This is a genomic window from Bacillus sp. FJAT-52991 (assembly GCF_037201805.1).
In the GTDB taxonomy this organism is placed as follows: domain Bacteria; phylum Bacillota; class Bacilli; order Bacillales; family Domibacillaceae; genus Bacillus_CE; species Bacillus_CE kandeliae.
Map to the genome: position 1 here is coordinate 3,142,599 of NZ_CP147404.1, position 21,443 is coordinate 3,164,041.

A 21,443-nucleotide genomic window follows, 5' to 3' on the forward strand; every position below is an offset into this window, starting at 1 on the left:
GTGATTGTAAAATTTCAGCATCAAAAAGCAAAAAAGACAACCACAACTTGGACGTTAAGGTTGTCTTCTATTTTTTACAATGTTAACTGCTTGACCCCATGATCTAGCTGTTGCTCTACTGCTTTGGCGTCTTCGATATGCTCGTTGATCATCTGATGAGCCTTATCAAATAGTTCTTGCGCTTCGACTAGTTCTTTCTTCGTTTGCAATGACAACTGCTTTTGTTCATCAATCATTTTTTGCACTTCACTAATATCTAGCTGACTGTTCTCGATCGCCGCTAAAATTCGATCAATTTTCTCCGCGGTGTTCATGCTCACTTCGATGCCTTTTTCAACAAGTTCTTTGCTTTTTCTTGTCGCTTCTAAAGCGTGCTCTATTTCATTTCCTAAAGTGGTCGTTAACGCTTGGATGTTTGCTGTACTATCAGAGGTACTCTCTGCTAGCTTGCGTACTTCCTGTGCAACGACAGCAAAGCCCTTGCCATATTCACCCGCACGAGCGGCTTCAATTGATGCGTTTAACGCCAATAAATTTGTCTGCGCCGCAATGCCTTCAATGACGCCAACAATCGAATGGATCTCCACAGAGCGCTCACTCAATTTCGCCATATTGCTTTCAGACGTTTGAATTTGATGCCCAAGCTCTTTGATAACGGCAGCTGTTTGGTTCACTTCCGTTGTCCCTTGCTGCGCATCAGAAACGATTTGGGTGGAATGCTGCTTCAACGAGTTTCCTTTTTCATATAAATGGATGGATTTTTGTGAAGTCTGCTCACTTAAAGAGGCTACCTTGTCAAATCTTTTTTCAATTTGCCCAACGGCTTCTCCAAGCACGCGATGTTGGGCATTGACTTTTCCATGTTGATTGACAGCAGCGGCTATTTCGGCTCTTACATGCGTGAGTCGATTTTTTCCCTCTCGTTCTTTCGCTTCAAATGAAGCCTTCAACTCTGTCATTTCTTTCTGTAGCTGCTGCGTGGGATATTGGTCGTTTTTTTTAGATCTAAACATATATTTCTCCTTTTCTCGGCATGAACAGATGTACGATGTTTCCACAGTTGTCCATCACCTAACAATATGAATGATTTTTTAATAAGAAGTGTTACAATTTATATTTCTGAATCGCCTGATGTAATTCTTCACTCAATTCATTTAGCTCTTCAGCTAGTTCCGTACTATTGGCGATGGCGATGGCGATCGTTTGCTCATCGACTGAAGCAGTAATTTCTTCAGCTGATGCCGCAGTTTGTTGCGAGATGGCGGAAATATTTTGGACAGCTGAATGAATGCTGTCGCTACTTTGGTGAATATGCTCCATTTCTTCATTTCTTTTTAAAATAACTATAAAAAACCGTTGATGACTAATAGGTCTCATTTCCTATAAATATTGGATATGTTTAATATCGGTTCAATTGTTAAACTTTTAATAAAATTATTGATATTCCATCCAAAATGCGATCTAATGTTTTAAAGGGATTTTCATCCTCATGTAGAATTATGTTGCAAGAACAAATTTTTTCAATATTAAAGGAGGGTAAATCATGATTATTGTTACAACCGAAAATATTACCAACTATAAAGTTAACGAAGTAAAAGGACCGGTCTTTGGATTAACGGTGCGTGCAAGAGGGGTTGGAAAAGATATTATGGCGTCTTTCAAGGGGTTAGTCGGTGGAGAAATTAATCAATATACAGAAATGCTAGAAGATGCGAGAAAACAAGCGATCGATCGAATGGTCAAAAACGCACAAGCAATGGGGGCTAATGCCATTGTGATGATGCGATTTGATTCAGGAGAAATCGGTCAAAACATGAGTGAAATCGTCGCCTACGGAACAGCTGTCATCGCTGAACAGGAATAAGCGAATGGAATGGATCATCGGCTTTTACGGTGTGCAACTGCTCCTCCTCCTCGTCTTAATTTTCGGCTCCTGGTTTATTTGGGATCGTCGCTTTAAAACGAAGCACGGAAAAGATGTGCCAAAAGGCTTTGTTCGAACAGAAGAAGTATCCATTGATCCCACTACTCAAAAAAAGATGGTCGTCTATTTTCATCCAGAGACAGGTGAGCGGTTTTATAAAGAAGAATAAGAAAAGGATATTCCCGTGTGTTGTTCAATGAACACACGTTTTTTTTGCGTCGCCTTTTATACATCCTTTGAACCTCCCACGATTGAAATCGCAGGATTCTAACATCCTTTCGGACGAAAGACCTGATGATTTAAACCAACCGTAAGATTCCTGTTTCAATGAGAACCGCATTCCTAATGGAACGTCTTACACTCTCTCCATCGCCCCAAAATCTCGGACAAACAGCACACTGGGCGCTGACAGGCACACTCCGCAGTTCCTGCGGTGGATAGATTAAACTGGTATTTGAAGGCTTCGTAACATACGGATGCCTTCTTCTTTTATATTTCTAGCTGCATTGATATCTCGATCGTGCTCAGTTCCACAGTGAGGGCATATCCAGACACGTTCTGAAAGAGATAGAAGAATATGTTTTTCTTTACACCCATTACATTGCTTGGAAGAAGCGAAAAAACGATCGATAAGAATGACTTTTTTATTGCTCCAATCTGCTTTATAAGATACGAATGTTTTGAACATGGACCAACTAACATCGGCAATGCTTCGTGATAACTTTTTATTCTTGATAAGACCTTTTACATGTAAATCTTCCAACACGATCACTTGGTTTTCGTTTACGAGTTTTCGAGATTCCTTATGTAAAAAATCTTTCCGTTTGTTCGTAATATGTAAATGCAACTTACTTATTTTTTGTTGTAATTTCTTATAGTTGGCACTACCTATTTTCTTGTGCTTTAATTTTCGTTGAAGTTTGGCTAATGTAATGAGGTTCTCTTTCAGGTATCTAGGGTTTTCAACTTTCTTACCGTTAGAATCGATAAGGAAATGAGAAAGTCCTACATCCACTCCAATAATTTGATCCTCGGGAGTAGAGGTCCAGTCACCCTCTTCTTTAAGAGGCACTTTCTCTTCTATTTTTAAAGAAACATAATATTGACCACTACTATGGTATTTCACCGTAGCTGATTTGATTTTCCCATTAAACCCATCCTTCTGAAACGTTTGACGATGTTTCTTAGAAAATTTAACTTTCACCTTTCCGATTTTAGGTAACTGAACCGTCTGCTTTTCAATATCTAATCGAATGTTTCCGTTCGTTTCTTTTGTAGAGAAAGATTGGTTGGATGTATGTTTTGATTTGAATGTTGGGAATTTGCTTTGCCCTTTAAAAAAGCGATCATATGCAGCATCTACTTGCTCCATTGCACACTCATTTACAAATTTGTCGGGCTCTTTTAACCAATTGAATAATGGATGGTCCTTCAACGCATTAAACGATTTTTTGAATTCACCGTAATGAAGTGTTTCGCCAGTATTTTTATAAACTTCTATTTTTTCAGCTAAATAAAAGTTAAATACAAAGCGGGCACATCCAGCGAACTTATGAATTTTTTCTTTTTGAAATTTTTTCGGTTCCATACGAAAACGAAGTCCGTAATGGCGTAACTGGAGTCCATCTTTTGCCAATTCAACATTTCGTTGTTTGGTTGTTTTCCTTGCCATTACGAACACCCCCTACCTATCTTTCGGTCTACCGCGTTTTCTCGGTTTTACCTGTTGTTCTTGAATGTATGTTGTAATTTGTTCTTCTGTACGATCACTAACTGTGCAAATGAAGTAGGATGGATTCCAAAGATGGCCCCCCCACAATTGTTTTTTCAATTCAGGAAACTCTTTAAACAAATACCTAGCACTATTTCCTTTTAGAGCTTTCATTATGTTAGGAATGTAGTGTTGAGGAGAACATTCAATTAACATATGTAGATGATCCCCGTCTGTTTCCATTTCAACGATCGTAAACTCGTGTGTATGAGATTGTTCTAGTAAGATTTCTTTTAAACGATCTTCAAGCGCACCACTAATGATGTTTTTCCGATATTTCACACACCAAACAATATGATATTGAATGGCGTAAACATAGCCTCTACCTTTTTTAATTTTCATTATATTCACCTGTAATAATAGTAACATATGTATTTTTTAAAAACAAAGAAAAAACGCCCTAACTTACGATTAAAATCACAAGTGTGCGGGCGTTGATCATCAAGTATGAAATTGTAAATAAATTTACCTATTTTCCATTTAATTCACGTTTTGAATATAGTATTATATACCTATAAGCTTATATTTATTAACCTTCGACGAAACCTAACAAAATTCGGGAAGCGACAGGCACCTCACTACTAAAGGAGGATTTACATGTTTACGAAGTATTCGATTAGGAAGAAACTTTTATTGACGACGTTTATTATGCTGGTTTGTGCGTTTTTGGTGACGGGTTTGCTGCAGATAAAATCTATTCAAACAGTGATTGAAGGAGAGGCTTTGGAAAAAGCGCAATCCGATTTACGTACTAGTTATGCGCTCATTGACCAAATGTACCCTGGTGAGTGGCGAGCAGAGGACGGAACATTGTATAAAGGCGATCAAGTGATGAACAATAACCTAGAAATCGTTGACTTAGTTGGTGAGCTGACCAATGGAGATACCGCTACTTTATTTTTGGGTGACACAAGTATTACGTCGAACGTTATGGTCGATGGCGAACGTGGAATTGGTACAAAAGTAATTGATGAGGTGGCAGACAAGGTATTAAAAAACGGCGAAGTTTTTTTAGAACAAGCTGATGTCTTAGGTCATACGTATCAAACAGCCTATATGCCTATCAAGAATGAAAGTAACGAGATTATCGGTATGTGGTACGTTGGAGCTCCAGACGCATCTGAAAGAATTCAAAAAGTGACTCAAAATACAACTTGGAAAATCGGCCTATTGGCTGTCGTTGTCATTATCGTTTCTCTATTTGCTTTCTATTTTTTAACAAAAGGCATATTAAAGCGAATTCAAGTGGCGTCCGCCTACCTTTCACAAGTAGCAAATGGCGACCTGTCAAAAGAATCACTACATACCAATGCGAAAGACGAAACAGGACAACTAATCGAGTCGGTCAATAAAATGTCCACGCAACTCCACTCGATTCTAAAACAAATGAAAGAAGCGTCCTTACATATTGCTAGTTCATCTGAACAATTAACAGCAAGTGCTGACCAAAGTACAGAAGCCGCTAGACAAGTGGCTGAAGTCACTGAGCGAATCGCTTGCGGGTCTGATGAACAAAAAACAAGCGTAGGTAAAACGGTCAACGTCATCAATGTCCTATCAACCCAAATGGATGACGCCGTCTATCGGACAGAAGAAGCGACAACATTATCCGAGGGTGCCTCTAAAGCAACAGCAGAAGGTGCGGAAGAAATCCAAGCCGTTATTGCATCCATCACCGCCATTCATCAAAAAGTGAAAGATACGGCGATCATCATTCAAAAATTGGATAAACGCTCTCAAGAAATCAACAACATTATTTCCATGATTACAAGCATTGCCGAACAAACAAACTTACTCGCTTTAAATGCGGCGATTGAATCCGCACGTGCAGGAGAATCTGGAAAAGGCTTTGCTGTTGTTGCTGAAGAAGTACGAAAGCTAGCCGAACAATCTGCTCAATCTTCCGGACAAATCGCTTCTTTGATCATTGAAATTCAACAAGAAACGAAAGAAGCCGTCGTATCAATGACAGAGGGAACTGATCAAGTAGAAGCAGGGATGAAAAAGACGGTACGTATTAATGACGTATTTACCCATCTTGAACAATCGATCACAGCGGTAACGGAAAAAATACTAGAAGTCGAAAAAAACATTAAAGCAACCTCTTCAAGCAGTCATCAAATGGTCACTCTCATCGAATCCGTCGGTGAAAGAGCCGATGAAGGAGCAGCAGCTAGCCTGCATAACTCTGCAGCCGCTGAAGAGCAGCTAGCAACTATACAGGAAGTCGCTGCTTCTGCCAGCAGCTTGGCTAAACTATCAGAAGAGATGAATTTGATTTTTGATAAATTTAAAATTTAACATGTTGTACTATGAAACTCGGTGGAGAATTCTCCTACTGAGTTTTATTTTTGATCTCACCTCTACCTCTCTTTCAAATCAATCTCAAAAACTATAAACTAATGGTAAAATAAACCTTAATAGAAAGGAACAAGAAGATGAAACACACCCATGCACGAACGGTATTACAGGAAAGACTCCAAACACATAAAATGGTCGCCGCGGTAAAAGAGCCTAAATATATTGAAAAAGCAATTAAATACAAAGACAATTTAAGCGCCGTATTATTAATGACTGGAACGATTTTAACAGTAAAGAAGTATGTAGACTTTATTCAATCTCATGGCCTACCTGTTATTTTACACGTTGAAAAAATTGGTGGATTAGAAATGGATCGGGATGGGATTGAGTTTGTCAAACGGAATGTGCAGCCACACGCTATCGTGACGACAAGAACTAGCATTATTAAAAAAGCAAAATCTAGCGGACTTGTCGTTGTTCAACGAATCTTCTTAATTGATACGGAAGTTTATACCAACTTGGTGAAAGATATTCAGTACATTCAAGCAGATGTTATTGAAATTATGCCATGCCGTGTTCCTGATTTTTTAAATAAAATATCAAAAGTTTCTCCCGTACCAACGATCACAGGTGGACTACTTAATTCACCGGAACACGCGAAACAAGCATTAGAAAACGGCGCACTCGCTATTACTACATCCAACCCTGACATGTGGAAAATTAATTTAAATGAATTGTAAAGAAAGATTTTACAATTAATTAATACTATTCTAATAATTATTCGTTATTGTATAAGCATAAAGTGAATAAAAAATGGTGCGAACAGAGAGACCTCAAATTTGATGTATATCCATGAGTATACATTGTATTTGGGGTCTCTTTTATTTTTTCCTATACGCACTCAAGGAGGTGAACCTGCGAAAGAAACGACTTCTGCTGCATGTAATAAGTGTTGGCATCCCACTCAAAGGAACATGAGACGAATTAATAAAGGAGATCGATGAAATGAAGTCATTTTTAAAATTATTCAGCTTACTTTCATTAGTTTTTATGCTAACAGCTTGCGGAACATCGAGTGACACAACATCCGATGACTCTTCAGCAAAAAATGGCGAAAAAACAGTCATTGAATACTGGCATGTCAATGCGGAAACACAAGGTGGAAAAACAGTAGAAGAATTGGTCAAAGCCTTCAACGAACAAAGTGAAACAACAGAAGTCATCGCCAAGTATAACCCTGATATGTATAAAGGTCTTATGCAGAACTTGCAAGCTGAAGCGGCATCCGGAAAAACACCTGCAGTCGTACAAGTAGGATGGTCTTTTCTAGACTATTTTTCCAACAATTTTAGTTATGTATCACCACAAGAAGTGATCGATCAACATTTTCCAGAAGATGAAACATTCTTGGAAGATAACTTCTTAGATAACATCATGGACTTAGCCAAAAACTCTGAAGGTACGCAAGTTGGGATTCCTTATTCATTAAGTACTCCTGTTCTATATATCAATAAAGACCTCTTAAAAGAAGCCGGACTCGATGAAAACGGACCAAAAACTTGGCAAGAAGTACAACAATTTTCAAAAGTCATTAAAGAAAAGACAGGTAAATACGGTTTTTATATGCAAGAGCCAGCTGATAACTGGGCGACACAAGCTTTATTAGAGAGTAACGGTGCACGCATGTTAACCGATGGAAAAGCCTCTTTCGCTTCCAAAGAAGGAATTGAAGCTTATCAATTAATGGCGGACATGGTGGTAAAAGATAAAACTGCTCTTCACGTTCCTTGGGATCAAGGTGTTCAAAGCTTTATCGATGGAAATGTAGCAATGGCTTATACAACGATTGCCCGTCGCTCGCAAATTCAAGACAATGTGAAATTTAACGTAGCAGCTGTTAAATCACCTGCTTGGGAAGGAAAAGAAGTACGTTTACCAGCGGGTGGTGCGATGTTAGCGATTACAGCTCAAGAAGAAGAACAACAAAAATCGGCATGGGAATTCATGAAGTATTTGTATAGCGTGGAATCAATGGCGAAATGGACAGAAGGCACAGGTTATGTTCCTCCCCGTAAAGATGTGGCAGAAGCAGAAAATGGCCTGAAAGCCTTTCTAGCAGAAAACGAAATGATGAAAGCCGCTATAGAACAAATGGATGGTGTCGTTTCTTGGACGTCCTTCCCTGGAGATGCTGGTCTACAAGCAGAGCAAAAGTTACTCGATGTCCGCGATGAAATCCTTGGTGGAAAAGTCGGTGTAGAAGAAGGCTTAACATCAACAGAAAAAGAAATCAATGAATTACTGAAGTAATTTTCTATTCACTAGGTTGTCTCATGTAAAAGGGGAAACACTCAGAGAATATTCCCCCTCTCTTAGCTCTCCTTTTACATAACAGCCCAGTGAAGGAAGTAAACTCAGGAGGAAAGCAAAACATGCAAGTTGCGAAATCTTCAAAAATCAAATTAACGAAAGACCATTGGAAAGCTTATGGCTTACTGATTCCTTCCTTAATTATTTTCATCTTATTTATGTTTTGGCCGTTTATATACACGATCTATTTGAGTTTTTTTGATTGGAATATGGTAAAGCCAACGAAGGAATTTGTCGGTCTTCAAAACTATAAGGATGTACTATCTGATCCTACTACATACAAAGTCTTTGGAAATACGTTCATTTATATTGTTTTGTTATTGATCATTAACTTAATTGTTCCGTACATTTTCGCTTTTGTTCTTGATGTCGTTTTAAAACGATTCAATAACTTTTACAAAGGGGCCTTCTTTTTACCTTCCGTCATTTCATTAGTGGTTGGATCTATCTTATTCACCTGGTTATTAAATCCGGTCTCAGGACCAGTAGCCATTATCCTTGGTTGGTTCGGCGTGGAGATGCCTGTTTGGAGCAAATTAGATGGTTGGGTCATCGTTGTATTAAGTTTAATCACTTCTTGGAAAGTATTCGGGTATAACTTTATCGTTCTCTACGCCTCCATCAATGGCGTTTCACGAGAAGTGATCGAAGCCGCCCGATTGGACCAAGTGCCTTTATGGAAAATATTTATTCATATCGTGTTACCGATGAGTAGCGCGACTGGAATCTATGTGCTGATCATCACGATTGTTCAAGGACTTCAATACGTATTCACACCGATTAAGGTGATCACACAAGGCGGGCCGAATTATGCTAGTTCTAATGCGATTTACCATGCCTATCATGAAGCCTTTGTCTTATATCGAACAGGACATTCCGCTGCCTTATCGATTTTAACAATGGCGATCTTTATTATTTTGCTTATTTTAGAATTCAAGTTTGTAGAAAGAGGTATCCATTATGAAAACTAATCGCTTCGTATCGATACCTTGGCATATTATTTTTATGGTGACGATCGTGATTCTGATCTTTCCCATTATTTTTGCGATCGGTATTTCTTTTAAGCCGTTAGAAGAGGCTTACAATAATGCCTTAAATTTTATCCCAACTCAACCTACATTAGAAAACTATGAAACATTCTTTGAAAGCTTAAATGTAGTAAAAATTATCTCGAACACCTTGATTATCGCAACCACAGTTACTTTATTTAAAGTCTTGACGTCTTTCTTAGCTGCTTATGCGTTTGCGTTCTTTGATTTTAAAGGCAAAAACATCTTGTACTTTCTATTAATCAGCACGATCTTTATCCCTTTTTCGGTCACGATGATTCCAAACTATTTAGTGATCTCTGACCTTGGATTAGCAGACAGTATATGGGGCGTTATTCTGCCACAGCTTGCTGATGCAGTCGGAATCTTTCTACTGCGACAATCAATGAAAACCATTCCTATTTCCTTAATTGAAGTAGCTAGACTAGACAACTTAGGACACGCGCGCATCATGAAAGATATTGTGCTCCCACTTGTCAAACCGGCTATCACATCAACAGGAATTTGGTTCTTTATTTTATCGTGGAATGAATACGTATGGCCGGTACTTATTTTGAAAACGACCGATAATTATACATTGCCGTTAGCACTGCAAATGTATATTAGTTCAGAAGGCGGAACAAATTTCACTGTCGCCATGGCCGTAGCCGTGATCACGATGATCATACCATTAACGTTATATTTACTGTTCCAAAAGTATATTATTGGGACATTTACTTCTTCAGGAATTAAGTAAAGGCGGGATATTGTGAAGGAAATTCGATTTGAAAATGTGTGCAAATCTTACGGAAAAATCGAAGTAGTGAAAGATCTTAATTTAACAATCAAAGAAGGAGAACGCTTAATCCTTCTGGGGCCATCTGGATGTGGGAAATCCACGACATTACGCATGATTGCAGGGTTGGAAGATGTGACATCAGGGTCTTTATATATGGATAACCAAAAAGTAAATGACCTCCCGAGTGGAAAAAGAAATGTCGCCATGGTCTTTCAAAACTATGCTTTATACCCACATATGAATGTCATTAATAACATTACGTATGGCTTGAAGGTCCAAAAGGTACCAGCGGATGAAATCAACCGCCGAACAGAAGCCGCATTAGAGATGCTACAGCTCAAAGAATATAAAGACCGCTTACCAAAAGATTTATCTGGAGGCCAAAGACAACGGGTTGCCTTAGCTAGAGCAGTCGTTAAACAAGGAGACTATTTTTTACTAGATGAACCTTTATCTAACTTAGATGCCCAGTTACGAGTTTCCGCACGTAAAGAACTGGTGAAAATTCATGAAACATATAAACAAACACTTGTTTATGTCACCCATGATCAAGTAGAAGCGATGACAGTTGGTGATCGGATCGCTTTAATGTATCAAGGGCGACTGCAAATGGTTGATACACCCGATAACGTGTATCACCGACCGGCTACTATTTTCACAGCAAAGTTTATTGGGTCGCCTCCTATGAATATCCTAGATATGGATATTTATCAAGACAAAGCTACCCTTGCCAATCAAACATTACAATTAAGCTCTGATTGGAGCATTTACATCCAGCAGATTGGTGAAAAAGAGCTCGCATTTGGCATCCGTCCAGAACATATCAACCTGTCTAAAACGCCGGTACAAAACGGATGGAAAGGTCATGTCAAGTATGTAGAAAATCACGGCAATAGTTATGGTATTTATATCGATGTAGAAGGAAATGAACTGATCGCCATGAGCGAATCAAAGAAATGGTGGCCAAATGAACTTGTCTATGTAGAACCACGAATGGAAAAAATCCATATGTTCAATAAACAAACAACAAATTCGATCGGCTACCCTAAATCATTGATTGAGGAGTGAATCATCATGAAAAAAAATATTTGTTACTCGGACTTAGCCCTTTTATCAAACGATCTTTTAGAGAAGACTAATCAATTAATCGAACACGGTGCAAACAAAATCGAATTATTAATGGATGGACCAGAGTGGAATGTAATGGAAGATTCATTCCAAACGCTCGTACCAAAGCTTCAATCACTACCTATTAGTTATACGATCCACCCGCCAGCATGGGACATTAATTTAACAAGTGAAAACCGGGCCACAAGAGAAACGGCTTTCTCCGAATATAAAAAAGCGATTCACTTTGCTGGCCTCATTAAAGCAAGTCATGTCGTGATTCATCCGGGGTTTTGCTTTTCTCCATTGTTTAATAAACAAGTGGCCCAACAACGTGCTGCTGATTATATTAATGAATTATGCCAAATTGCGAAACCATTAAACGTGAAACTGGCGATTGAAAATGTCGGATATAACGGAAGCTCCCTTTTCACCCAAGAGGAATATACGAACTTCTTAGAGACAATCGATGAAACAGCTGGTTTTTTAATTGATACAGGCCATGCTCACTTAAACAACTGGGATATTCCGCGATTGATTAAAGAAACGAAAGACCGACTGCTCGCTTTGCATATTCATGATAATGACGGAATAGGAGACGACCACTTAGCCATTGGTGAAGGTACGATCGAATGGAAAGCTGTCTTTGCAGCTATTAACGACTACGCATCACATTGTGAGTTCATTCTTGAATATGCCTCAAATACACCATTAGAAAAATTACAAGAAGGAAAGACCCTTCTACAGAGTGAGATCCAAAATTAACGACATGGGAGTGTAACATGATACATATTGACGACTTTGAAGCCTATTGTTTTGATTTAGATGGAACGATCTACGTCGGGAAGCAGCTTCTCCCTGGCGTCAAAGAAACCATCAATAGATTAAAAACACATCATAAAAAAATCTTATTTATTACCAATGCCCCTACGCACACAAGAGAAGATTGCCAGCAGCTTCTCTGTTCATTAGGGATCGCAACGGAATTAGAGGAAGTCATAACCGCCTCCTCCCTATCCGCTGTTTACTTTTTAGAACATTCCCCTGATGCCTTCATTTACATCGTTGGGGAACAAGCGATTGCCCAAGAATTCAGTCATTATCCATTAAACGTAACGGAAGATCCATTGCAAGCTACGCATGTTCTTGTTGGATTAGACCGTGCCTTTACATATGACAAACTGAACTTGGCCATGTCAGCCGTACGTAATGGCGCCAAACTAGTTGTAACGAATCCGGATCCAGCTTGTCCCGTTCCCGGCGGTTATATCGCAGACACACTCGCTATTGCAAAAGCCATCGAAGTAGCCGCTGGGCAACACATTGATCAAGTAATTGGCAAACCATCCGCGTATTACATCAATAAAGTCCAAGAAAAATTAAACATCCCAAAGGACAAATGCTTAATTATTGGCGACCGACTAGAAACAGACATCCTCATGGGCAAGAATAACGACATCCGCACCTGCCTCGTATTAACTGGTGCGTCTAGTCAAACAGATATCGAACGAACGAAAATTAAGCCGGATTATATGATAGAGAATTTGGGAGAATTGTTTACCGATACGGAGTGATATTCTAGAAAAAAGCCGTCTATTTAGCTAGCTAAATAGACGGCTTTTAGTTAAAAATTTCAGCTTAATCTCGTTCTTATGATTGAGAGAAATGGCTTTCTAGTTCCTGTACAGTCATGATTTTTGGTTGGATTTCTTGACTCATTTGACAAGCATAGCAAAGCGATAAATACAAGCTGACGTTCATCATTGAAGAGAAAAAACTCCAACTCTCTTCGGCTATTAATTTCGGTTGTCCTGAAGTAGTAAATTCGATGTCAGAGAGCAAGGTATTTTGAAGTCCCATTCCTGTTGCTTTTAAATAAGCTTCTTTTAACGTCCATTGTTTGAAGATAAACGTGTGCTGGTCTTTTAGCGTATGAAGCTTTTGAAAAGCTTTCAGTTCTTGATGGCTTAATATTTCCTTAGCGACATTCACATCTATTTCATGAAATTCTTCAATGTCTACTCCGACAGCTCCATTAGATGTGATAGCACAGGCAACAGTCTTTCCAGAGTGAGAAATACTAATCCCGCCTTTCCAACCTGGCAGTTTAACATATGGTTTACCAGTTGCTTCTCTAAAAATAGGGCTTGAACCTAAATCTTTATTTTCTAGTAAATACTTAATGGCTAACATCCCAAGTAAGGAATTGCTCCGATCCTGTAGGTTGCGATAACGTTGTATATGTTCTCTTTCCTCTAATAATAAATAAGGACTTAGTAAATAAAGCGTCTCTTCTGGTGTATGATTTTTCAGTAAGTAAACCTCTACCATTGATTTCTCCTTTAACAAAAAGAGACTTAGCACTTCACCAAGTGCTAAGTCCTCATAATTAAGGTTTCGGAAAATATCCGATTTGAACAGCATGATCGATCATTTTTCTCATAAACTCTTCATTGGCCACCGGACATTTGACCTTCGTTTTCTGCAATAGCTGAATCGTTTCAGGACAAGTATAACGATAGTTGGAATTTTTCGCTCCGTCCCCTTCAAGCTGAGCAATGGTTAACTGTAACACTTCAGGGTCGATCCCATTATCGCTAAATAACCATTGTTCATATTCCTTTTCGTCTTTCAACTGAATGAGATATCCGCATTTTTCAAGCGTTTCAATCATGTTTGAATAATGAATTTGCTCATGATTACAAATATGCATGAGTCGCCCAGCAGTTTCCGGCATATTAGACAATGAGACGATAGCTGCACTAGCATAATCAATTGGCGTGAAATCAACATACCAATCAACTTTTGGAGCTGTTTTTAAAGCAAGCATCGTTTTCATCATTCGGTAATAAGCATTGCTATCAATATTTTTCTGGAACCTGCCATTTTCCGAGTGGCACGTTAAATTGCCTGCTCGATAAATAGAAATAGGTATTCCTTCTTCTTGAGCCGCTTTGAGTAAAATCTTTTCAGAATCAAACTTACTATTCACATACACATTATCTAAGGAAATATTATGAAGTTCATCTATCCCTTTACTCGCATCCCATTTTCCTTCAGCAGCTAGGTCTTCAGGTATCCCTAACGTCGAAATAAAATGAAAGCGCAATCCAGATTTTTTGCGAGCAAATGCGAGCAATGCTTCCGTACTTTGCTTATTAACCTTGGAAAAATGATCGGATTCTCCATAATGACGAACGTCGGCCCCACAATGAATAATGGTATCAATTTGTCCTTCCAAATACTCACAATCCACAGAAGACAGACCGAGATTCGCTTCTGCTAAATCTCCTGTCAGCACAGTCAGTCGCTCTAACATTTTTTCTGAAATCTGGTGATCAAAATAGTGAGCTAACATATTCAACAATCGTTCTCTTGCTTGATCGGCAGAGGCGCCTCTCACTAAACAATAAACGTTAGCTTCTGTCGTCACCAGCAACTGCTGTAAAATATGAGAACCTAAATAGCCGGTGGCTCCTGTTAATAATACATTTTGCTGTTTCAACAGTGAGGCTGTATCAAACGAGCCAAATATAGCAGGCTGCTCTGGAAGATCAATGACTTCACTGTTTGCTTCTCGTTTTTCGTTCTCAACTGTTTCTTGACTTAATTCCAATGCACGAACAGCCAGCTGAGCGATAGTTGGATATAAGAAAAAGTCATTGATTTTCAGTTGTGGATAATTCGGTTTTAATAACACTAATGTTTCAATAATTTTAAGAGAATGCCCACCGATTTCAAAGAAATTATCATGAATGTCAATTTCGTCTAATTTCAGCGTCGTCTTCCAAGCTTCTGCTACAAGCTTTTCCGTGTCTGTTTGCGGTACATGCTTCACCTCGGACATCACCGTTTTTTCAATTTCATAGTTAGCTAGCGCCCGAAGATCGATTTTTCCTGTTGGTGAAACCGGCATGATCATCACATGCTGAATATGGGCAGGAATCATATATTTTGGCAGTTTACCTGAAAGAAAATCGCGCAATTCCAGCGCAGTCAATTCTTCCCCTGTGACACTTGTATAAAATGCCACAAGCATATTCAAGCCCTCTTCATCCGGCTTAACAATTACCGCCACATCCTTTAAGCTCTCGTGCTTAGATAATGCCTCTTCCACTTCACCAATTTCAATGCGATGTCCGCGAATTTTCACTTGAGAATCTTTGCGGCTTACGTACTCTAATTCTCCAGTCGGCAATAAACGAACAATATCTCCAGAGCGATAAAGAGTCGAACTAAGCCCATCCTCAAAATGATTCGGAACAAAAGCGGCAGCTGTTTTTTCCGCTTGTCGAAGGTACCCTTTAGCTACACCAACCGTACTGATCAAAAGTTCTCCTGGTACACCAAGCGGACATAGTTGATGATGATCATTCACAACATAAAGGGCGTAATTGTCTACCGGATGACCGATTGGCACAGTTGGTGTGGCTGGCATTTGTTTATGTACTTTATAAAAAGTTGCTGCTACCGTACACTCCGTTGGTCCATACAAATTGTAAATATTGATATGAGAACCAAACTTCTTCTCAAATGATGTCACATAATCCCTTTTTAAAGCCTCTCCACCTATGGCGATTTGGCGTATGCGCTTGAAATTCGCAATATACTCTTGCGGTAGCTTGTTAATTAATTCATTGAAAAAGATCGTTGGCAAGATGGCAATGGATGTAATCTCTTCTCTCTCAATCGCTTTTGCAAAAGCTACAACAGACATTCTTTCTTCATCAGAAAGTAAGTAAAGGCAAGCGCCATTAAATAACGCATTAAACGTATCGTATACAGAGGCGTCAAAGCTATACGGAGCAAATTGGCATAAAGCATCCTGTTCGGTAAATTTCATTTCTTTTGTCGACCAATCAATTAAATTGACCACACCTCGATGGCCAATGAGCGCTCCTTTTGGCTGACCTGTAGAACCGGAAGTATAAATCATATAAGCAAGCTGATCCGGGTCCACATGTACTTCTACTGCCTCACGTGAACACGATTGGCTGTCTTCTTCAGTAAACACCTTCAATGTCTCTCGATTCACAGATAGCTGTTCGAACAGAGGTAAGCAAGAAGAATGAACAATCGCAAAATCTGCTGCTGTATCCTTTAAAATATATTGGTTTCTTTCAGCAGGATGATCCGGATCTAGAGGAACATAGGCCCCGCCTGCCTTCAACACTCCTAATAAAGTAATAATCGTATCTAAACTACGGCGCATAAAAATAGGAACGAGCCCCTCTTTTTCCAAACCGTTTTCCAGTAGCAAATGAGCTACTTGATTCGAACGTTCATCTAGCTCACGATAGGTTAATCGGCACTGTTCAGTAGATATCGCTATTCTTTCTGGATGCTTTTGCACAGCCGATTGGAACCTTTCATGAATCGCCTTCATCTGCCGATTTGTACTTACTGGCCGCTGGAGACGGCGATACATTTCTTTTTCTTCCTCAGAAATAATTTCTATTGCATCTATCCGTACAGAAGAAGGTGAATCGGATAGTGTAGCATCAATTATTTTGCTCAAATATAAACCATATCTATCAACCGTATCTTTTGACAGTCGATCCGCATCATAATTCATCTTTAGCTCAAGACAATCAGCAGACATATTCATTTCTACATCTAAATATGTATCATATGAATGACTATTTGATCCAAAAGAAAATGCCGTATAGAACGGTTGGTCTTCTACAATCAGTTCATTCCATTTATAATCACCAAAAGCCACTGCTCTTTCTAATTTTTGATGAATTTGTCTTAAGAGATCAAGAAATGTGTCACAGTTTTCAAAAGAAACTCTCACAGGAACTGTTTGATTCTCACCAGTTGTTACCCCAACGATCAGATCCTTTTCATTCGTTAGTCGATATAACAATAAAAAGTACGTGGAGACAAAAAACACAGGTACATTCGTTTGAATATCCTTTGCCCAGTTGATAACATATGTTTCTGTTAACCCTGTGAGGGAAAAAGAAACCGTGTCCACCTGCTCTTTTTCGCTCCCTTTCTTGGATAACCCAAGTGGAAGATTTAATACAGGAAGTGGTTGCTGTAATTCCTTTTCCCAATATTTCTTAGCTTCTGATGATAACGTGAGTAATGTTTGAGACATGAACGTCCTCTCCTTTGCTAAAGTTTGAAAATAGAAATCGAATCACGCAATTTTTGAAACAGCGACTTCATTTCTTCCGCATCTGCTGCAATCATTCTCATATTTTTATTTTGTTGTTGAGTCATATGATTGATATCGTGAGCTGTTTCCGTATTTTGTTCCGCTGTGCTGCTTAGCTGTTCAACAATGGCTGCGACCTCTTCTGATTCTGCAGCAATCTGCTGAGTAGCTGCAGAAATCTCTTGAATTTGTCCGCCCATTCCGTTGATATCTCCTAAGAACTGAGCAAACACTTTGCGGATCTCTTCACTTGTTATCACACTTGAAGATACAGCATTCACTCCATCAGAAATAGAAGAAACAGCTGTTTCTACCTCTATTTGAATAATAGAAATTAATTCTTTAATTTGTTCCGCTGACTCTTTTGATTGCTCTGCCAGCTTACGTACTTCATCCGCCACTACAGCAAATCCACGCCCATGTTCTCCAGCTCTTGCTGCCTCGATTGCTGCATTTAAAGCTAACAAGTTCGTTTGATTAGCAATCTCTGTAATCAAGACAACGATGTCCGAAATTTCATTTGATTTTTCACTCAGCTTATGAAGAGCTTGTGAAGAATCCCCTACATGAACTTCCACCGATTTCAGTTGGGCGATACTTTCTTGGACGATTTCATTTCCTTTTTTCGAACGTTCTTCCATTGCATCTGATTTATTTCGAACTTCTGATGAGTAATCTGCGATCGTTGTAATACCAGAGACAATCTCATTTAAGGACGTCGCACTTTCCCCAGTAGCTGTCTCCTGAGTCTTCATTCGTTCAGAAATATTATCTATGTGGTTGGCAATGACATCATGATTTTTACTGCCTTCTGTAACAGCCGTCAAAAGCTTTCCAGAGTATTCGTTATTTCTTTCGTATGCTTCATGGATGGAACTTACAATGACATGCATATTTTTGACCATTTGATTAAATTTCTTATTAATTCCACCGATTTCATCTTCACTTTCTTTTAACTCGATATCAAACCGGCCTGCACTAAAACTTTCAATCCCCTCTCCAAGTTCTCGCAAGGGCAAAATCGTTTTGCGAACAATAAAATATTGTAAAGTAATTACAATAACGAGAATAACTAACAAAGCCAATGAGCTATATAAGAGTAGAGCTTGTTTTCCCTTTGCTACCATACTTGCATCAATATCAAGTGCATAATAAGCAATGATTTCTCCTTGGGCATTCTTATATGGTTTTAGCACAGACACCCACGTGCCATAATCATCTTGATATACTTTTGAATAAGTGGTCTCACCTGTAGAAACCATCTCCGCCACACTATCAGCAATAAATTGTGGCTGTTCATACATATCTCCTAATTTCATACCTGCTTCTTCAAACATTTCTAGCACATGTGTAGGCATGGAGACAATGGAAGTTTTATTTCCATCCTCAAGCTCCGTTCCATAAATATAGGCCTGTGCAATTTGCGGATTACTTTCAGAGACTTGGTCGAAATAACGGCGAAGCTTCTTATGCAGATCAGAATTTGGATCGAGATCCTCTTTCGCAGCAGACACCTCTTCATCACTAAGCTTTGCAGAAGTTGACTCCATAATCTTTGCAGATTGATCAAGCAACTGAGTCTCTAATACTCTACCTTGAATAAAAAAAGAACAGCCAATTAAAGTCAGTCCGACTATAATAATATTAATGACTGAAGAACTAAGAATCCTTGCTAAAATACTCTTTTTTACTAATCCAAACACGTTTGATCTCTTCCTTCCTAAGAAATTAGTAAAATTTGATGTCCCTAAAAAAGACAACAGAAAAAGGGTTTTCTAAAAAATAGAATAACCCTATACAACGATATGCCTATTCGGCAACCTGGCAATCATAGTCATAGAAGACCTTAGATCCATAGCTTTGCGTCCTTTCCTTTCGAGAAGTTTGCCCTTATCGCAGTATGTTTGATCCATAAAAATCCCTGTATATATTACCCTATCATAAAATTATATTTTTGGGTATATATTAATAGTTATATAGACATTTATATTTCATGTTATTGAACTCATGAATGCATACGAGTACCGTATTAGAAAAAAGATCAAAGCGAATATCTATGCCAACGACACCAATCTCTACGCCATCTTTTATGAGCGGAACTACATAAATAATCAACCCAAACCTCCTTTTTCGCCTTCATGGGGATATAATACCAACCGACATGTTTTAATCGTACTGACTAAAATTCGTTGGGACTAGCTACTCTATTTTCTCATCATTATGGGAATCCGTATGAGACACTTCCAAAGTCAAATGAAGTCTGCTAACTTAAATCACAAATAAGGATAAAAGTTATATATCGTTTTGAAATTACAATAAAATACTTAAAAACATTACTATTATACTATTTAAAAATGAGATACATCGTAAAATAATACTATTTTTCTGTAGTCTTGTTGATATGTATCGTAAATTGTTTTACGATAATTAAGTATAAATGCACAACATATGACGGATGTAAAAGGCAAACTATTCGAAAGAATAGGACGCAAAGCCTAGGGTCTAAGGTTTAATATATTAAACTATGATCGCCTGGTTGCCAAATTAATGGATTTTTCTACCATAAAATTCTTTGGCTATTCTATCCTGTATAGAATAGTTTTTTACTTCCAAATTATAACAAATGAGGTGGAAATAAGAATGAGAAAAGAATGGTGTACAAATGAAATTGAATACCTGAAAGAATATGCAGGTTTTCAAAAAGTTTCAAATATCGCCAAGAAGTTAGACCGTTCCTTTGAATCCGTCCTAGTAAAAATGAATCGACTAGGGTTAGCAAACACAAAATCCCAAATAGGATTAGTTACAATTGGAGAACTAGCGAAAATACTACAAGTTGATCGTAACACCATTAAATGGTGGATGAAAAAGCATCACTTACCCTTTATTCAAAAAGTAACAAGAAAATCAAAAAGCTTTTATTTTATTGATCCTTATCAATTTTGGAAATGGGCAGAACTACATAAAGAAAAAATCACCTTCTCCAACATCCCTCACCAAGCACTCCCGCCTGAACCAGCGTGGGTAAAAGAAGAGAGAATAAAAGAAAAAGAGAATTGCTTATGTAAGAAAAGAACTTACAAATGCTGGACCACAAAAGAGGACCAACTCCTAATTCAACTGCGGCAAGAAGGGCTCACCTATGCAGAAATCGGAAGACGAATGAATAGAAGTGTAAATAGTATTATACGCCGATTTGAAAGAGTCATGAAAGAAGTGCAGGTTTAGACTCCGCTTAACTCACAAATAAAAGGATGTCCGATAAAAATATTTCGGACATCCTTTTACTTGATTGTAGCTGTGATTGTTTATATCTACTTCTCTTTTATAACTAAATATACCCATGTATAATTAGTTATAACTAATAATGAACTTCATAAGGAGAGTAAGAGTAATGACAATCACATTAGAAGCCATTGGTACGATTTATACTCCTTTTAAAGAAGAGAAGGGCATGCCGATTCAAGCGGTAGCTGCTAAAGACGTTGAAGGGTATATTGAAATAAATGAAGAGTTTGTTCCGGGCCTGAAAGATATTGAAGAATTCTCGCACTTAACGTTAATTTATCATCTACATTTAGTCACCGATGTATCATTGGAAGTGAAACCTTTCCTTGATCATCAACCCCATGGCGTGTTCGCTACTCGTTACCCGCGACGCCCGAATAAAATCGGATTATCTACTGTACGCTTGCAAAGAGCAGAGGGAAATCGTCTTTATATTTCAGAGGTGGATATGTTAAACGAAACCCCATTACTTGATATTAAACCCTTTGTTCCTCAGTTTGATAATAGAGAAACAAATCAAATTGGCTGGTTTCAAGGGAAAGTTGGGAAGGTTGATCGTACGAGGGCTTATGAGGAGAATGAATGAGGAAAGCCAGACATCGAACGGAGTTAGATGTCTGGCTCTTCTTATCGCTAATATCAGTGAAATATTTGGGAAAATAAATGTAACTATATCTGCTGAAATTAAA

Annotated in this window: 19 protein-coding genes, 2 pseudogenes and 2 riboswitches; of the genes and pseudogenes, 13 read left to right on the forward strand and 8 right to left on the reverse strand. The window is 38.4% G+C overall.

Annotated features, from left to right (window positions below; all coding sequences use genetic code 11):
* Positions 1 to 74: 74 nt before the first annotated feature.
* Together WDJ61_RS16210 and WDJ61_RS16215 are read right to left on the reverse strand one after the other, a co-directional pair.
* On the reverse strand, positions 75 to 1,013 hold the full coding sequence (locus tag WDJ61_RS16210; RefSeq protein WP_338751562.1) for a methyl-accepting chemotaxis protein: 939 nt from the start codon (positions 1,011 to 1,013) through the stop codon (positions 75 to 77).
* A gap of 91 nt (positions 1,014 to 1,104) precedes the next feature.
* Positions 1,105 to 1,320, reverse strand: a complete 216-nt coding sequence (locus WDJ61_RS16215) for a hypothetical protein (protein WP_338751564.1) — start codon at positions 1,318 to 1,320, stop codon at positions 1,105 to 1,107.
* 223 nt (positions 1,321 to 1,543) lie between these two features.
* Here WDJ61_RS16215 and WDJ61_RS16220 point away from each other — a divergent pair, with 223 nt between their 5' ends.
* Both WDJ61_RS16220 and WDJ61_RS16225 read left to right on the forward strand, forming a co-directional pair.
* Positions 1,544 to 1,864 (forward strand): YbjQ family protein, encoded by a 321-nt coding sequence (locus WDJ61_RS16220; RefSeq protein WP_338751566.1) that lies wholly within the window; start codon positions 1,544 to 1,546, stop codon positions 1,862 to 1,864.
* Between the two features lie 4 nt (positions 1,865 to 1,868).
* The gene (locus tag WDJ61_RS16225) at positions 1,869 to 2,093 is read left to right on the forward strand and encodes a hypothetical protein (protein WP_338751568.1); all 225 of its coding nucleotides are present in this window, start codon (positions 1,869 to 1,871) and stop codon (positions 2,091 to 2,093) included.
* A gap of 273 nt (positions 2,094 to 2,366) precedes the next feature.
* On the opposite strand, the gene WDJ61_RS16230 is transcribed toward WDJ61_RS16225, so the two are convergent.
* Both WDJ61_RS16230 and tnpA read right to left on the reverse strand, forming a co-directional pair.
* Positions 2,367 to 3,596 (reverse strand): RNA-guided endonuclease TnpB family protein, encoded by a 1,230-nt coding sequence (locus WDJ61_RS16230; RefSeq protein WP_338751570.1) that lies wholly within the window; start codon positions 3,594 to 3,596, stop codon positions 2,367 to 2,369.
* A 12-nt stretch (positions 3,597 to 3,608) separates the two neighbouring features.
* A complete protein-coding gene (tnpA, locus tag WDJ61_RS16235) occupies positions 3,609 to 4,040 on the reverse strand; it encodes an IS200/IS605 family transposase (RefSeq protein WP_338754759.1) in 432 nt (143 codons plus the stop codon).
* A 429-nt stretch (positions 4,041 to 4,469) separates the two neighbouring features.
* Between tnpA and WDJ61_RS19155 the strand changes: the two are divergent.
* The 9 genes and pseudogenes from WDJ61_RS19155 to WDJ61_RS16275 form a co-directional block, all read left to right on the forward strand.
* Positions 4,470 to 5,054: pseudogene (locus WDJ61_RS19155) on the forward strand (cache domain-containing protein); the annotation flags it as partial.
* Between the two features lie 309 nt (positions 5,055 to 5,363).
* Positions 5,364 to 5,996 (forward strand): annotated as a pseudogene (locus WDJ61_RS19160) (methyl-accepting chemotaxis protein); the annotation flags it as partial.
* A gap of 137 nt (positions 5,997 to 6,133) precedes the next feature.
* Positions 6,134 to 6,736: a glycerol-3-phosphate responsive antiterminator gene (locus WDJ61_RS16245; RefSeq protein WP_338751574.1), complete on the forward strand. Its 603-nt coding sequence runs from the start codon at positions 6,134 to 6,136 to the stop codon at positions 6,734 to 6,736.
* 265 nt (positions 6,737 to 7,001) lie between these two features.
* Entirely contained in the window at positions 7,002 to 8,306 is a 1,305-nt protein-coding gene (locus WDJ61_RS16250; RefSeq protein WP_338751576.1) for an ABC transporter substrate-binding protein, read from the forward strand.
* 122 nt (positions 8,307 to 8,428) lie between these two features.
* Positions 8,429 to 9,337: a sugar ABC transporter permease gene (locus WDJ61_RS16255; RefSeq protein WP_338751578.1), complete on the forward strand. Its 909-nt coding sequence runs from the start codon at positions 8,429 to 8,431 to the stop codon at positions 9,335 to 9,337.
* Entirely contained in the window at positions 9,327 to 10,151 is an 825-nt protein-coding gene (locus WDJ61_RS16260; protein WP_338751580.1) for a carbohydrate ABC transporter permease, read from the forward strand. Before WDJ61_RS16255 ends, WDJ61_RS16260 begins: the two co-directional genes overlap by 11 nt.
* A 12-nt stretch (positions 10,152 to 10,163) precedes the next feature.
* Entirely contained in the window at positions 10,164 to 11,261 is a 1,098-nt protein-coding gene (locus WDJ61_RS16265) for an ABC transporter ATP-binding protein (RefSeq protein WP_338751582.1), read from the forward strand.
* Positions 11,262 to 11,267: 6 nt separating this feature from the next.
* On the forward strand, positions 11,268 to 12,065 hold the full coding sequence (locus tag WDJ61_RS16270) for a sugar phosphate isomerase/epimerase (protein WP_338751584.1): 798 nt from the start codon (positions 11,268 to 11,270) through the stop codon (positions 12,063 to 12,065).
* Between the two features lie 17 nt (positions 12,066 to 12,082).
* Positions 12,083 to 12,874 (forward strand): HAD-IIA family hydrolase, encoded by a 792-nt coding sequence (locus tag WDJ61_RS16275; RefSeq protein ID WP_338751586.1) that lies wholly within the window; start codon positions 12,083 to 12,085, stop codon positions 12,872 to 12,874.
* A 76-nt stretch (positions 12,875 to 12,950) separates the two neighbouring features.
* On the opposite strand, the gene WDJ61_RS16280 is transcribed toward WDJ61_RS16275, so the two are convergent.
* The 4 genes from WDJ61_RS16280 to WDJ61_RS16295 all read right to left on the reverse strand — a co-directional run bounded on the left by WDJ61_RS16280 (position 12,951) and on the right by WDJ61_RS16295 (position 19,581).
* The gene (locus WDJ61_RS16280; RefSeq protein WP_338751588.1) at positions 12,951 to 13,631 is read right to left on the reverse strand and encodes a 4'-phosphopantetheinyl transferase family protein; all 681 of its coding nucleotides are present in this window, start codon (positions 13,629 to 13,631) and stop codon (positions 12,951 to 12,953) included.
* Between the two features lie 58 nt (positions 13,632 to 13,689).
* Positions 13,690 to 17,406 carry an amino acid adenylation domain-containing protein gene (locus WDJ61_RS16285; protein ID WP_338751590.1) on the reverse strand — a complete coding sequence of 1,239 codons (3,717 nt, stop codon included), beginning with the start codon at positions 17,404 to 17,406 and terminating at the stop codon, positions 13,690 to 13,692.
* A 17-nt stretch (positions 17,407 to 17,423) separates the two neighbouring features.
* Positions 17,424 to 19,016, reverse strand: coding sequence for a methyl-accepting chemotaxis protein (locus tag WDJ61_RS16290; protein WP_413789106.1), 1,593 nt, complete (start codon positions 19,014 to 19,016; stop codon positions 17,424 to 17,426).
* 262 nt (positions 19,017 to 19,278) lie between these two features.
* A riboswitch (cyclic di-GMP riboswitch) is annotated at positions 19,279 to 19,365 on the reverse strand.
* A 66-nt stretch (positions 19,366 to 19,431) separates the two neighbouring features.
* Complete coding sequence (locus WDJ61_RS16295; protein ID WP_338751595.1) at positions 19,432 to 19,581, reverse strand: hypothetical protein; 150 nt, start codon at positions 19,579 to 19,581, stop codon at positions 19,432 to 19,434.
* Between the two features lie 338 nt (positions 19,582 to 19,919).
* Positions 19,920 to 20,010, forward strand: a riboswitch (cyclic di-GMP riboswitch).
* A 96-nt stretch (positions 20,011 to 20,106) separates the two neighbouring features.
* On the opposite strand from WDJ61_RS16295, the gene WDJ61_RS16300 reads away from it, so the two are divergent.
* Together WDJ61_RS16300 and tsaA are read left to right on the forward strand one after the other, a co-directional pair.
* Positions 20,107 to 20,694: a helix-turn-helix domain-containing protein gene (locus WDJ61_RS16300; RefSeq protein ID WP_338751597.1), complete on the forward strand. Its 588-nt coding sequence runs from the start codon at positions 20,107 to 20,109 to the stop codon at positions 20,692 to 20,694.
* 166 nt (positions 20,695 to 20,860) lie between these two features.
* Positions 20,861 to 21,340, forward strand: a complete 480-nt coding sequence (gene tsaA / locus WDJ61_RS16305; RefSeq protein WP_338751599.1) for a tRNA (N6-threonylcarbamoyladenosine(37)-N6)-methyltransferase TrmO — start codon at positions 20,861 to 20,863, stop codon at positions 21,338 to 21,340.
* Positions 21,341 to 21,443 lie beyond the last annotated feature (103 nt).